A 12694-nucleotide genomic window follows, 5' to 3' on the forward strand; every position below is an offset into this window, starting at 1 on the left:
CCCGCGACGGGATCACCCGTAGGTGTCCCGCGGACCGGGGCCGCGGACCGAGAAGCGGCCCTTCTTCCAGCTGGGGGCCTGCGGCCCGCGGATGCGCAGCCCGGTGACGATGCCGCGGCCCAGTTCGCGGGTGAAGACCTCCATGAGCTGCGGCTGCATCAGCTTCAGGTTCGTCGCCCAGGCGGTGGAGTCGCAGACGACGTCGACCACGCCGTCCTCGAAGCGCTCCGGCGTGCAGTGGGCGGCGACCTCGGGTCCGACCAGCTGTTCCCAGCGGGCGATCACCGACCCCACGGCCACCGGAGAGGTCCAGCCGCGGGTGGAGATCAGTCCGTCGACCACCGAGCCCAGCAGACTGGGGTCCCGCCGGTTCGTCCCCGACCCGGGGCGGCCCGTCGTCGAGGAGCCGCGCCGGGAGGCGGCCCGGGGATCGCCGGAGAGCGAGCCCTTCCGCGGCATCCCGCGCATCCGATGCTCGCCGCGGGACTCCGCGGCCCGACGCATCCGGGCCAGCAGCAGCCCGGCGGCGTCCTCCGCCTCCGCCGCCGAGATCCCGTCGGGGCTCGGCTCGACCTCCGGGTGCTCCGCGGAGGAGGGGGTCATCGTCCGGCCTCCGCACCGGAGGCGCCGGCGTCGTCCTCGGCGTCCCCGGCCGCCTCAGTCGCTTCAGCCGGCTGAGCCGGCTCGGCCGGCTCCATCGGCACCACGGTCGAGAGCTGGTCCGTCGACTCGACGCGCTGGGCATGGACCATCAGCGACTCGGGCACGTCGTCGTCGACTGCGGCGGTGACGATCAGCTGCTCGGCCTCGCCGGCGAGCTCGGCGAGCCGGCGGCGGCGTCGGGCGTCGAGCTCGGCGAAGACGTCGTCGAGGATGAGGATCGGCCGGGCGCCGGGATCCGGATCGTCGTCGACCATCGCCCGGTAGGAGCCCAGCCGCAGCGCCAGCGCCACCGACCAGGTCTCGCCGTGGGAGGCGAAGCCCTTCACGGGCACCTCGTCCAGGGCGAGGAAGACGTCGTCGCGATGCGGGCCCACGAGGGTCAGGCCGCGATCGATCTCCTGGTCCCGGGACTCCTGCATGGCGCGGTGCAGCATCTGCGCGAGCTCGTCGCGGGAGGCCTGTTCCAGCGTGGAGGGGTCGCCGGATTCGCCGGTGCCGCCGGCGGCGTCGGTCCCCGGAGTCGCCGCGCCGGCGGGCCCATCGTCGTCGCGGCGGTCATCGCGGCGGTCTCCCCCGTCGGCCTGCTCGGCCAGCGAGCTGACGTAGCGCAGCCGGGCCGAGCGCACGCTGCCGGAGAGCTGGCGGTAGGCGGCTTCGACGTGCGGACGCATCGTGGCGAGCATGTCCAGCCGGGCGCGCAGCAGCCGGGCGCCGGCGTCGGCGAGCTGCTGGTCCCAGACGGCCAGCGTGGACTCATGCGTGGCGGTGAAGCCCTCCTGCCGGATGGACTTCAGCAGCGCGTTGCGCTGGCGCAGCACCTTCTCGTGGTCGAGCCGGACGCTGCCCAGCGCCGGACGCAGCTGCATGGCCAGGTCGTCGAAGAGCCGACGGCGCACCTCCGGCGGGCCCTTGATCAGCTCGAGGTCCTCCGGGGCGAAGAGCACTGTGCGCAGGATGCCCAGCGCCTCCGTGGCCCGGACCGGGGCGCCGCGATTGATCCGCACGCGATTGCTGCGCCGCGGATTGATCTCGATCTCGAGCGTGGCCTCCTGGCTCCCGCGGTGCGCGGTGGCGCGGACGAAGGCCTGGTCGGCGCCGTGGCGGACCAGCGGCGCATCCTGGGTGACCCGGTGCGAGCCGAGCGTGGCCAGGTAGCCGACGGCTTCGGCGATGTTGGTCTTGCCGACGCCGTTGTATCCCAGCAGCACGTTCGGGCCGGGGGAGAGCCGCAGCTGCGCGGCGGCATAGCTGCGGTAATCGGCGAGGGAGAGGGTCGACAGCCGCATCGGCGGAGCCGGGGCTACTGGTTCAGCAGCCGGACCGGCATGAGCAGGTAGCGGAAGTCGGTGGAGTTGCCGCCGTCCGGAGTGTCCTGCCCGGTGATCATGGCCGGCTTGGGGGCGGAGACGAAGGAGAAGCGCAGGTACTCGCTGCCGATGACGTTCAGCCCCTCGTTGAGGTAGCCGGGGTTGAAGCCCACAGTGATCGCCTCGCCGGTGAGGTCGGCGTCGACCACCTCGGTGGCCGCGGCGTTGTCGTCGGCTCCGGCGTCGAGGATGACCTGGCCCTCGTCGGTGAACTGCAGCCGCACGTGCGAGTTGCGCTCGGCCACCAGGGAGACGCGGCGCGAAGCCTCCATGAGGTCCGAGGTGCGCACGACGGCGTGGATCGGGGTCTCTTCGGGGAAGAGCTGGCGGATCTTGGGGTAGTCGCCGTCGACGAGCACGCTGGTGGTCCGCCGTCCGGCGGAGGAGAACCCGATCATCTCGGCGGACTCGCCGAGGGCGATGGACAGCTCGCCGCCGCCGGCGAGCGACTTGGCGACGTCGTTGAGGGTCTTGGCCTTGATCAGCGCCGAGGTCGAGAGGTCCGGCCGGGCCGGTGCCCAGGTGATCTCGCGCATCGCCAGCCGATAGCGGTCGGTGGCCAGGAACGTGATGGTGTCGCCCTCGAACTCCACCTTCACGCCGGTGAGGATCGGCAGCGTGTCGTCCTTGGAGGCGGCGGTGATGACCTGCGAGACCGCACGAGCGAAGGCCGCGCCGTCGACGGTGCCGGCCAGCTCCGGCATCTCGGGGAGTTCCGGGTACTCGTCCACCGGCATCGTCGCCAGGCTGAACTTCGAGGAGCGGCAGGTGACCAGGACTTTGGACTCCTCCAGCTCGACGACGACCGGAGCGTCCGGCAGGGACTTGACGATGTCGTTGAGCAGCCGGCCGGAGACCAGGATCGTGCCGGGGGTCTCCACTTCGGCCTCGATCTCCAGCCGAGCCGAGATCTCGTGGTCGAAGCTGGCGATGGAGACTGTCTGGCCCTCGGCGGTGATCAGCAGACCGGAGAGCACCGGCGCCGGCGGTCGAGGTGACAGGGACCGGGCAGTCCAGGAGACCGCCTCGGCGAGGACATCACGCGCCGCCGTGAACTTCACTGAAATCCGCCTTTCAGGGCCGTTGACTGGTGACGAGCCGTGCTGTCCCCGGCTGACGCGGTGGAACGCGTCGGCAGTGACTGCAGAGGATCTGCAGCATCTGCCGCAGAGCCGATGTCAAGGATCACGGCTGCTGTGTCGGGAATGGAGCTTACCCGTCGGCGCTGCCCCGGGGCCAGCGGACCGACGATGTCCACCACGATATGTGGTCGCGACGGTCCCGTCGACCAGCACATCTAGTGCACGCCGCGTCGCGGCGTGGGGATCGAGGACGGCGCCGCGGCCGAAAGCCTGACTGTTGTCTGTCGAAGGGGTCTGGGAAGGGGAGCAGTGTTAACAAGTGCTGTGGATTCTGTGGATAACCCCTTCCTGCCCGCCGTTGCGCCGGAAGTGGCTGTGCACGGCGAGGTGAAGTTCTCTCGCTTGGGCTGTGCATGTGCGGTGGACGACGACACCCGCCATCATGCGGTTCTCCGCAGATCAGGCCGATTCGTCCACAGGCTGGAGCGCGAACTTCACCGCCTTCTCCACCGGTTTGTCCACAGGTGTGGGAACTGCTGCGGAAAAACTTCACCGGCACCTGTGGATATGTGGGGAAAGCTGTGGAGGATGCTCTGTGGATAACGTGTGGATCGCGGTGATGCCGGGGAATTACACAGGTGTGAGTTGTGCACAGAATCGTCGTCCACAGGAGTGGACCATGGGCTTGACTTCGACTCGACCGCGTGCAGCGACGTCTTTCTCGGGCCTCACCGCATGTGACGGGAATCACTGTGCTGTTCGGGCAGAGCTGCCCGCATCCGGAGGAACGAAGCATGGCCGGAGAGGCCGAGCGCTCACTCAGCGCCTCAGCGCTGCTGCTTGATCTTGTTGGTCAGCTCGGTGACCTGGTTGAAGACCGCGCGGCGCTCGGCCATCAGTTCGCGGATCTTGCGCTCGGCGTAGATCACGGTGGTGTGGTCGCGGCCGCCCAGGGCCTGGCCGATCTTCGGCAGCGACATCTCGGTCAGCTCGCGCAGCAGATACATCGCGATCTGCCGGGCGGTGACCAGGGTGCGGTTCCGCGACTTCGACATCAGGTCGTCGACGGTGAAGGAGTAGTACTCCGCCGTGGCGTCGATGATCTGCTCGGCGGTGATCTCCTGGACGTGGTCGTCCGAGATCAGGTCCCGCATCACCTGCTCGGCCAGCGGCAGGTCCACCGCCTGCTTGTTCAGCGAGGCGTAGGCGGTCACGCGGATCAGCGCGCCCTCCAGCTCGCGGATGTTGGTGGAGATCTTCGAGGCGATGTACTCCAGCACGTCGTCGGGGCAGGAGAAGTTCTCCGCAGTGGCCTTCTTGCGCAGGATCGCGATGCGCGTCTCCAGGTCCGGCGGCTGGATGTCGGTGATCAGGCCCCATTCGAAGCGCGACCGCAGCCGCTCCTCGAAGCCGGCGAGCTGCTTCGGCGGCAGATCGGAGGTGATCACGACCTGCTTGTTGTTGTTGTAGAGCGTGTTGAAGGTGTGGAAGAACTCCTCGACGGTGCGCTCCTTGTCGGCGAGGAACTGGATGTCGTCCAGCAGCAGCACGTCGACGTTGCGGTAGAGGTGCTTGAAGCTCGCGCCCTCGTCGTCGCGGATGGAGTTGATGAAGTCGTTGGTGAACTCCTCGGAGTTCACATAGCGCACGCGGATGCCGCTGTAGAGCCGCTGGGCGTAATGGCCGATCGCATGCAGCAGGTGGGTCTTCCCCAGGCCGGAGTCGCCGTAGATGAACAGCGGGTTGTAGGCCCGCGCCGGCGCCTCGGCCACGGCGTTCGCCGCGGCATGGGCGAAGCGGTTGGAGGATCCGATGACGAAGGTGTCGAAGGTGTAGCGCGGGTTCAGGCGGGAGGTCTCGAAGCTCTCCGAGGAGCTGCCGGCGGCCGCATTGGCCGGCGGGATCGTGCCGTTGTCGGCCAGGCCGGAGGGCTGCACCGCCGGCCCCGGCCGGGCGTGCTCTGCCGGGGCCGGGGCCAGGCCCGGATGCGGCGCGGCGTCGGGCGCGGCCTCGGTCGGCGCCGGCCCGCCGGGGGCGCTCGGCGCCGAAGGGGCGGGCGCATAGGTCGGCTGCGGCCCCGGGGAGACGTCGTCGACGGCGGTGCTCGAGGCGGAGGAGGCCGAGCCGGCCGACGGAGCCGACTCCGCGTCGAGGCCCTCGTCCAGGGCAGTGACGTCCCCGGAGGCCAGGTCGGCCTTCTGCCGGGCGGCGAGGTTCGGGTCGATGACGTAGGCGCAGAGGATGTCCCGACCGAAGACGGTGCGCAGCGCCTCGCTGAGCTGGGCCTGCAGCGTGGACTGCATCAGCTCGCGCACCCGCTCGTGCGGGACCGCCAGGAGCAGGGTGTCGCCGATGAGCTGATCGCCCTGCGGGGCCGCGCGGCCGACGTCGTTGAGCTTCAGCCCCGAGATCCCGTGATTCTCCCGCAGTTCGGCGAGCACCTGCTCCCATTTCTGCGACACATTGATCTCCGGCTCGGCTGACACGGAAGCTCCTCCTGGGTGGTGGACGGGCGTGCACGAGTCGTCTCGACTCGTCGGCTCCCCAGCGTCGAAGACCCTGTGGAGACATCGCCCCGACTCTACCCCCGGCCTGTGGATGTCGCCGCATGGACTCCGGCGTCCGCAGTCCGACGGGCAGGGCGCGACGCGGTCGATTCTACGCGTCGTGCGGGGGTGCCGTCAGCCGTGGCATCCGCACGATGACGCCGATCCGCCGGGATCGCGCCGACGAATCGGCGTCCTCGCCGCGGCGCACGTGATCCTTCTCGCGCCGGGCGCCCGGGCGCTGTGCGGCCGCTGTGGAGTTCGCACGTCGAGCTGTGGAGAGTCCTGTGCATGCCTGGGGACGGGCGTGCCTGGTCAGCGGGCCCGGAACGGGTCAGGCCGCGGCGACCTCGCGGCGATTCCAGCCGATCGCCCCGAGCCCGATGCCGACGACGCCGATGCCGCCGAGCACCAGGACCGGCGTCCAGTCGACGTCCTCCACGGGGACCTGGGCCAGATGCCCGAAGACGTTCAGGTCCTCCAGCACGGCGGGGAGCTCCAGGAGGCTGCCGAAGTTGATCATCACCGCGGCATAGCCGAGCAGGAGCCAGCCGACGGGACCGGCCAGCCGGGGCAGCCAGCCGAACAGCGCCACCACGATGCCGACGATCGCCAGCACCGGAGCCGCCTGGTGCAGGCTGGCCAGCACGAGGTCGTCGACGTGCTGGACGCCGTCCTCGCCGAGCACCGCCAGAGCGCCCAGCGCCGTGCCGAGGCCGGTCAGCAGCAGCATCAGTCCCAGGCCCAGCAGCAGGACCGTCAGATGCGCGGCGAGCCAGCGGGTCCGGCTCATCGGCGCCGAGAGGATCAGCTCGGCGCGTCCGTGGGTCTCCTCGCCGCGCAGCTGGCTCAGTCCGCTCACCCCGGCCGCGGCGACGAAGAGGGCCAGGAACAGGGCGATATAGGCCAGGTACCCCAGCATCATGGAGTCGCCGGAGAAGACGGCGGCGAACTCTTCGGGGAGCGCGTCGGCGGCGTCGATCATCGACTCGGCGTAGCTGCCGAAGAGCAGCGCCGTCAGCACCAGGGCGATGGTCCAGCCGCGCAGACCGCCGCGCAGGACGCGGTGCGCCATGCCCGTCGGAGTGCCCAGCGACGGACGGGCGCCGGCCCGGCCCAGCCGGGAGGGCATCAGGCTCGCCTCCACGTCGCGTCGGGTGCTCAGCCAGTATCCGAGCCAGAGGAAGGCGACGGCGCAGCCCGCCAGCGGCAGCAGCGGCCACCAGCGGTCGTGCACGTACGGGGCGGTCTGCTGCGACCAGCCCAGCGGGGAGAACCAGGACAGCGCGCTGCCGCCCTGCTCGGCCATGTCCCCGCCCATGCGGATGAGGTATGCCAGTCCGAGCAGCGCGCCGGCCATCGCCGAGGCGCCGCGGGAAGAGGCGCTGAGCTGGACGGTCGTCGTCGCCGCCCCGGCGAAGAACACCCCGACGGCGACGGTGGCGGCTCCGACGAGCAGCGAGCCCGCCGTCGCGTAGCCGGCGGTCAGCGCTCCGGCGGTCACCAGCAGTCCGACGAGCACGTCGGCGAGCACCACCAGCAGCGCCGCGGCCGTCAGCGTCGCGTGCCGGCCGACCACATTGGCCCGGAGCAGCTCGGCACGTCCGGTCTGCTCCTCGGCGCGGGTGTGCCGCACGACGGTGAAGATGCTCATCAGTGCGGTCAGGATGAAGAGGAAGAGGATGTAGCCGGCGGCGTAGAACCGCTCGAAGCTCGGCGCGTCCATGCCGTAGGCCGGACCGGTCATCAGCCGCCCCACGGGATCGGCGAACATGGTCGTCATCTGCGCCAGCTGGGCCTGGTCCTCGGCGACGACCTGGATGGCGCCGGCGAAGTAGAAGCCCATCAGTCCGATGCCCAGCACCCAGAGGCTGAGCCGCATCCGGTCGCGGCGGAGCATCAGGCGCAGCAGCGCGGGGGCGCCGGCCAGCGGCGCCGTCGTCGTGGCCTGCTCCGTGGTCTCGCTCGAGCCGCGCATTCAGGACACCGTCCTCTCCGCAGCCCTCTCGTCGGCGCGCGACGACGGCTCGTCTCCGTAGTGACGCATCAGCAGCTGCTCCAGCGTCGGCGGGTGGGCCACCAGCGACGTCACGCCGAGCGGGGCCATCTGCCGCATGAGGTCGTCGACCCGGTCGCCGTCGACCTCCAGGATCGTCCGCCCGCCGTCGCGGCGCAGGTCGTGGACGCCCATCAGCCCCGCCAGCGACTCGGCGTCCTCCCGCGTCTCGACCTCGACGGTGGTGCGGGTCATGTGCCGCAGCTCGCTCAGCGAGCCCGACTCGACGATGGTCCCGTCGCGGATGATCGACAGCCGGTCGGAGAGCGCCTCCACCTGGGCGAGGATATGGCTGGAGAGCAGCACCGAGCGTCCCTCGCGCTGCTCCTCGGCGATGACCTCCTGGAAGACGACCTCCATGAGCGGGTCGAGGCCGGCGGTGGGCTCATCGAGCAGCAGCAGGTCGACGTCGGCGGCCAGCGCGGCGATCAGCGCGACCTTCTGCCGGTTGCCCTTCGAATACGTGCGGGTCTTCTTCCGCGGATCCAGGGCGAAGCGCTCGATGAGCTCGTCCCGGCGGCGCGGGTCGTAGGAGCCGCGCATCCGCAGGAACATGTCGATGACCTCGCCGCCGGAGAGGGTGGGCCAGAGCTCGACGTCGCCGGGCACGTAGGCCAGCCGCCGGTGCAGCGCGACGGCGTCGTGCCAGGGATCGCCGCCGAAGACGCCGACCTGGCCGCCGTCCCGGCGCAGCAGCCCGAGCAGGATGCGCATCGTGGTCGACTTCCCGGCGCCGTTGGGGCCGAGGAAGCCGTGGACCTCGCCCGGGGCGAGGTCGAGGTCGAGGCCGTCGAGGGCCGTGACCTGGCCGAAGGTCTTGACGAGTCCGCGGGCGCGGATCACCGGAGTCTCGCTCATCGGTCGTGTCCTTCCTGGGAGGAGCTCTCGGGAGAGTCGGTCGTCTGCTCCGGCGGAGCGTCGCGGAGGTCGGCCATCAGGCGGCCGTAGACCTCGGCGTCGAGCACCGGACGGGTGTAGAGCTCGAGGACCGCCGACATGTAGCGGGTCATCTCCTCGGGCGGGTCCTCCAACGGGTCGACGCCGAACTGCCGCTTCATCTGGCGGTGCAGCACCAGGGCGCCGAAGGAGTGCAGCAGCATCACCGCCGCGCGGTCGCGCGGATTCTCGCTCGGGGTGACCAGGCCGAGGTCCTGGGCGCGGGAGGTGTACTCCAGCGAGTCGTCCACCAGGCGGTCGAAGAGCGCGTCGATCTCCTCGCCGCCGGCGAGGAAGGCCTGCAGCAGGTAGCGGATCAGCGGCCCGGACTCGTGGATCATCTCCATCACGTGGTTCCGCGGCAGTCCGCCCACGGAGTCCTCGACGGCGGCGTCCTTGGAGTCGTGGAGGAGGCGGGCGACGTGCTGGTCGCAGGCGCGGCGCAGCCCCGCCTTGGAGCCGAAGTGGTGGATGACCAGCGGCGCCGAGACGTCGGCGTGGGCGGCGATGGCCTTCAGGCTCGTCGCCGAGAAGCCGTGCCGGCCGAAGAGCTCGACGGCGGCGTCGAGGATGCGCTCGGCGCCCTCGCGCTCGGTCGCCGGAGTGGGCGGAGTCTCGGTCATGGTCGCCTTTCCGGAGGGCGGCAGGGAGGCTGAATGACTGTTCAGCAGATGATGCCCTCAGGCTGACTTAACGTTCATTCAGCTGTCAAGACCCCGTCGTCGCGCCGGTCGACAGGCCGTGCGGCCCGGTCGACGCTTGACGACGCGCCGACGGGGCGTCTAGTGTTGACAGGTCAATCTGCGGGCGCAGGTGTACCACCGCGCGCTCGGAGCGGCCGGCCGATGTTCGGCGGCGTCCTGCGGACGACCGCTGCGGCAGGCCGCCGGAGTCGACCGCCCTCGGGCCCGGCTCCCTTCCGGACTTCGCAACCATCCAGTGGGAGTACACAGTGAGCAAGCGGACTTTCCAGCCGAGCAATCGTCGTCGCAGCCGCAAGCACGGCTTCCGTTCCCGGATGCGCACCCGCGCCGGCCGGTCCATCATCTCGGCCCGCCGCAGCTCGGGCCGCAAGAACCTCTCGGCCTGACCCGACGCATCCGGCCGCCGCGACGGCGGCCCCGCGGCGTCGCCGGGCATCGCCCGTCGATCGCCGCCTTCGCCACGGCCCGTCCCCGTTCCTCGGGTGCGGGCCGTCGGTGCATCCGGGGGCGGGAGGCGGTCCGGATCCGCGCATCCCGTCCCGTCCGCCGAGACCCTGCAGGAGGTCGCATGCTGCCGCGTGAGCATCGGATCACCCGCTCGCAGGACTTCCGCGCCGTGATGCGCGGGGGTGCGCGGGCGGGCACCGAGACCGTGGTCGTCAGCGTGCTCCTGCGGCCGGCCGGAGAGACGGCGTCGGACGGCCCCGCCGCGCCCTGGCGCTGCGGGTTCATCGTCTCCAAGGCCGTCGGCAACGCCGTCGTGCGCCACCGCGTCCAGCGCCGGCTGCGGCATCTGGTCGCCGAGCTGGTGCCCGAGCGGATCCCGGCGCCGGACTCCCCCGCCGTCGAGGGGCCCGCCGACCCCGCCGACCCCGCGGATCCCGCGGATCCCGGCTCCGCCCCGTCCGCACCGGCGCTCGACGTCGTCGTGCGCGCGCTGCCGGCCGCCGCGGGGGCCGACCACGCCACGCTGCGCGACGACGTCGCCTCCGGCCTGGAGCGTGCGCTGCGCCGTGCGCGCGGAGGCCGCCGCCGTCGCGGGGGCGCGGCAGGCTCGGAGAAGGCGGCGCGTGCCGGGGGCGCGGCATGAGCACCGGCGCCTGCGGATCGCAGCCGGACGGGGAGACCGCCGTCCAGGTCTGGATCAGGCACGCCGACTACTATGTGCCCGACGGTGCCACGCCGGGACGGCCCGGGCCGCCGCCGACGGCCGAGGAGCTGCGCCGTCAGCGCTGGGGGCGGATCCGTCGGACGCCGTCGGCGCTGCTGGCCGGGCTGATCATCGCCTATCGGACGGTGATCTCGCCGCTGTACGGTCAGGTGTGCAGCTACTACCCGAGCTGCTCGGCCTACGGGCTGGAGGCGGTGAGCGTCCACGGAGTGCTGCGCGGGGTGCCGCTGACGGTCTGGAGGATCCTGCGCTGCAACCCCTTCGGATCCGGCGGCGTCGACCACGTTCCGCCCGCGCGGAGGATTTGGCCCCAGGGCTCCGCACCGTCGATCATAGAGACAAACCATCCGCCGATCCCACCGGACGACGACTGTGCTCCCGCGGAGCACGATCAATGACCCTGCCGAGCGCGGCTCCCGACGCCGGCAGGGCTCACGTGTGTCGTCCGGGCCCGAGCACGACGCCGCGTCAGCGGGCGTCGGCCGCCACGACGACTTGAGAGACACATGGGCTTCTTCGACACACTCCTGACGCCGTTCACCTGGGCGGTCTCCTGGCTGCTGAGCATGTTCCACCAGCTGCTCACCCTGTTCAGCGACGACGCCGAGTGGGCGGCGTCGGGATGGAACTGGGCGCTGTCGATCGTCATGCTGGTGGTCGTCATCCGGGTGATCCTGATCCCGCTGTTCGTCCGGCAGATCAAATCGCAGCGCGGCATGCAGATCATCCAGCCGGAGATCCAGAAGCTCCAGGCCAAGTACAAGGGCAAGAAGGACCCGGTCTCGCGCCAGGCGATGGCCCAGGAGCAGCAGGCGCTGTTCCGCAAGCACAAGGTCAACCCGTTCATGACCTGCCTGCCGCTGCTCGCCCAGATGCCGGTGTTCATCGCGCTGTTCTGGATGCTCAATCGCATGCGCCAGGAGCAGTACCGCACCGACGGCTACGGCGCGCTGAGCCCTGCGGAGGTCCAGAGCTTCGACGCCTCGTCGATCTTCGGCGTCGGCACCTCGGACAGCTTCCTGCCGTCCTTCCAGGCCGATCCCACGCGCTGGGACGTGGTGCTGCTGACCTCGCTGATGATCATCACCATGGTGCTCACCCAGTTCTTCACGCAGAAGCAGCTGATGAGCAAGAACATGTCCGAGTCGGCCCTGCAGGGGCAGTTCGCCCAGACGCAGAAGATCATGCTCTACATGCTGCCGCTGGTCTTCGTCATCGGCGGTGTGAACTTCCCGGTCGGCGTGCTCATCTACTGGACCGCCACGAACTTCTGGACGATGGGCCAGCAGTGGTGGGTCATCCGCAACAACCCGACGCCCGGCTCGCAGGCGGAGAAGGAGCTCAACCTCCGTCGCGCCGCGAAGGGTCTCACGCCCATCAACGAGAAGCCCCAGGCCGCCGAGGAGCAGCGGGAGAAGCCCACCGGGAAGCATCTCGGCCAGGGCGCCCAGCCCTCCAAGAAGAAGAGGAAGAACAGCTGATGAGCCAGACCCGGACGGAGCACCCCGAGGACGCCGAGCAGGCTGACCAGGCCGAGCAGGCGTCGGCCGCCGCACCGCAGGACCCCCGGCAGGACGACGCCGAGGACGACCGCACGGAGGACGACGCCGGCGCGGCCGAGGAGACGGACCAGGCCGAGGGCGCCGACGACGCCGAGGGCGGTGAGAGCGCCGAGGATGCGGAGGAGCAGGACGCTCCGGACGAAGGCGACATCGCCGCGGACTATCTCGAGGAGCTGCTGGACATCGTCGACCTCGACGGCGACATCGACATCGAGGTGCGCGGCGAGCGGACCTACGTCTCGGTGGTGGCCGAGGAGGGCGAGGAGGAGCTCGACGACCTCGTCGGCCGCCGGGGAGAGGTCCTGGACGCGCTGCAGGAGCTCACCCGCCTGGCCGTGCTGACCGCCACCGGCGGGCGCACCCGGCTGGTCCTCGACGTCGCCGGCCATCGCGAGACGCGCCGCGGCGAGCTCAAGGAGCAGGCCGACGACGCCGTCGAGAAGGTCCGCGAGAACGGCCAGGACGTGCACCTGGAGCCGATGAGCTCCTACGAGCGCAAGATCGTCCACGACTTCATCGCGGAGGCCGGACTGGTCAGCGAGTCCGAGGGCGAGGGGAAGCGGCGCCACGTCGTCGTCACCGCCGAGTGACGCGACGGACCGCGCGT

The 12694-nt window shown here is 70.7% G+C and carries 12 protein-coding genes; 5 read left to right on the forward strand and 7 right to left on the reverse strand.

The genetic code is table 11. From position 1 onward, the window contains the following. Positions 1–12 precede the first annotated feature (12 nt). The 7 genes from ABD652_RS04120 to ABD652_RS04150 all read right to left on the reverse strand — a co-directional run bounded on the left by ABD652_RS04120 (position 13) and on the right by ABD652_RS04150 (position 9273). On the reverse strand, positions 13–603 hold the full coding sequence (locus ABD652_RS04120) for a DciA family protein (protein ID WP_344718468.1): 591 nt from the start codon (positions 601–603) through the stop codon (positions 13–15). Further along, positions 600–1949 (reverse strand): DNA replication/repair protein RecF, encoded by a 1350-nt coding sequence (gene recF, locus ABD652_RS04125; protein ID WP_344718470.1) that lies wholly within the window; start codon positions 1947–1949, stop codon positions 600–602. The genes ABD652_RS04120 and recF overlap by 4 nt, the downstream gene beginning before the upstream one ends. Positions 1950–1963: 14 nt before the next feature. Continuing rightward, entirely contained in the window at positions 1964–3091 is a 1128-nt protein-coding gene (dnaN, locus tag ABD652_RS04130; RefSeq protein ID WP_344718472.1) for a DNA polymerase III subunit beta, read from the reverse strand. Positions 3092–3939: 848 nt separating this feature from the next. Next, positions 3940–5598 carry a chromosomal replication initiator protein DnaA gene (gene dnaA / locus ABD652_RS04135; RefSeq protein WP_425574540.1) on the reverse strand — a complete coding sequence of 553 codons (1659 nt, stop codon included), beginning with the start codon at positions 5596–5598 and terminating at the stop codon, positions 3940–3942. A 394-nt stretch (positions 5599–5992) separates the two neighbouring features. After that, positions 5993–7636 (reverse strand): ABC transporter permease, encoded by a 1644-nt coding sequence (locus ABD652_RS04140; RefSeq protein WP_344718474.1) that lies wholly within the window; start codon positions 7634–7636, stop codon positions 5993–5995. Continuing rightward, complete coding sequence (locus tag ABD652_RS04145) at positions 7637–8572, reverse strand: ABC transporter ATP-binding protein (RefSeq protein ID WP_344718476.1); 936 nt, start codon at positions 8570–8572, stop codon at positions 7637–7639. Further along, complete coding sequence (locus ABD652_RS04150; RefSeq protein ID WP_344718478.1) at positions 8569–9273, reverse strand: TetR/AcrR family transcriptional regulator; 705 nt, start codon at positions 9271–9273, stop codon at positions 8569–8571. Before ABD652_RS04150 ends, ABD652_RS04145 begins: the two co-directional genes overlap by 4 nt. A 329-nt stretch (positions 9274–9602) precedes the next feature. Here ABD652_RS04150 and rpmH point away from each other — a divergent pair, with 329 nt between their 5' ends. The 5 genes from rpmH (at position 9603) to ABD652_RS04175 (ending at position 12677) form a co-directional block, all read left to right on the forward strand. Next, positions 9603–9740, forward strand: coding sequence for a 50S ribosomal protein L34 (gene rpmH / locus ABD652_RS04155; RefSeq protein WP_010525598.1), 138 nt, complete (start codon positions 9603–9605; stop codon positions 9738–9740). A 182-nt stretch (positions 9741–9922) separates the two neighbouring features. After that, positions 9923–10444: a ribonuclease P protein component gene (rnpA, locus tag ABD652_RS04160; protein WP_344718484.1), complete on the forward strand. Its 522-nt coding sequence runs from the start codon at positions 9923–9925 to the stop codon at positions 10442–10444. After that, a complete protein-coding gene (yidD, locus tag ABD652_RS04165) occupies positions 10441–10923 on the forward strand; it encodes a membrane protein insertion efficiency factor YidD (RefSeq protein WP_344718486.1) in 483 nt (160 codons plus the stop codon). The genes rnpA and yidD overlap by 4 nt, the downstream gene beginning before the upstream one ends. Positions 10924–11031: 108 nt before the next feature. Then, positions 11032–12006 (forward strand): membrane protein insertase YidC, encoded by a 975-nt coding sequence (gene yidC, locus ABD652_RS04170; RefSeq protein WP_344718488.1) that lies wholly within the window; start codon positions 11032–11034, stop codon positions 12004–12006. Then, entirely contained in the window at positions 12006–12677 is a 672-nt protein-coding gene (locus ABD652_RS04175; RefSeq protein WP_344718490.1) for a Jag family protein, read from the forward strand. The genes yidC and ABD652_RS04175 overlap by 1 nt, the downstream gene beginning before the upstream one ends. Positions 12678–12694: the final 17 nt, after the last annotated feature.

Source organism: Nesterenkonia halobia (assembly GCF_039536005.1).
Taxonomy (GTDB): Bacteria; Actinomycetota; Actinomycetes; order Actinomycetales; family Micrococcaceae; genus Nesterenkonia; species Nesterenkonia halobia.

What these genes read in the sequence shown, in the direction of transcription:
- ABD652_RS04175 (WP_344718490.1), top strand. Translation starts at nt 12,006, where the DNA reads ATGAGCCAGACCCGGACGGAGCACCCCGAGGACGCCGAGCAGGCTGAC.
- ABD652_RS04120 (WP_344718468.1), bottom strand. Translation starts at nt 603, where the DNA reads ATGACCCCCTCCTCCGCGGAGCACCCGGAGGTCGAGCCGAGCCCCGAC.
- yidD (WP_344718486.1), top strand. Translation starts at nt 10,441, where the DNA reads ATGAGCACCGGCGCCTGCGGATCGCAGCCGGACGGGGAGACCGCCGTC.
- recF (WP_344718470.1), bottom strand. Translation starts at nt 1,949, where the DNA reads ATGCGGCTGTCGACCCTCTCCCTCGCCGATTACCGCAGCTATGCCGCC.
- yidC (WP_344718488.1), top strand. Translation starts at nt 11,032, where the DNA reads ATGGGCTTCTTCGACACACTCCTGACGCCGTTCACCTGGGCGGTCTCC.
- ABD652_RS04145 (WP_344718476.1), bottom strand. Translation starts at nt 8,572, where the DNA reads ATGAGCGAGACTCCGGTGATCCGCGCCCGCGGACTCGTCAAGACCTTC.
- rnpA (WP_344718484.1), top strand. Translation starts at nt 9,923, where the DNA reads ATGCTGCCGCGTGAGCATCGGATCACCCGCTCGCAGGACTTCCGCGCC.
- ABD652_RS04150 (WP_344718478.1), bottom strand. Translation starts at nt 9,273, where the DNA reads ATGACCGAGACTCCGCCCACTCCGGCGACCGAGCGCGAGGGCGCCGAG.
- ABD652_RS04140 (WP_344718474.1), bottom strand. Translation starts at nt 7,636, where the DNA reads ATGCGCGGCTCGAGCGAGACCACGGAGCAGGCCACGACGACGGCGCCG.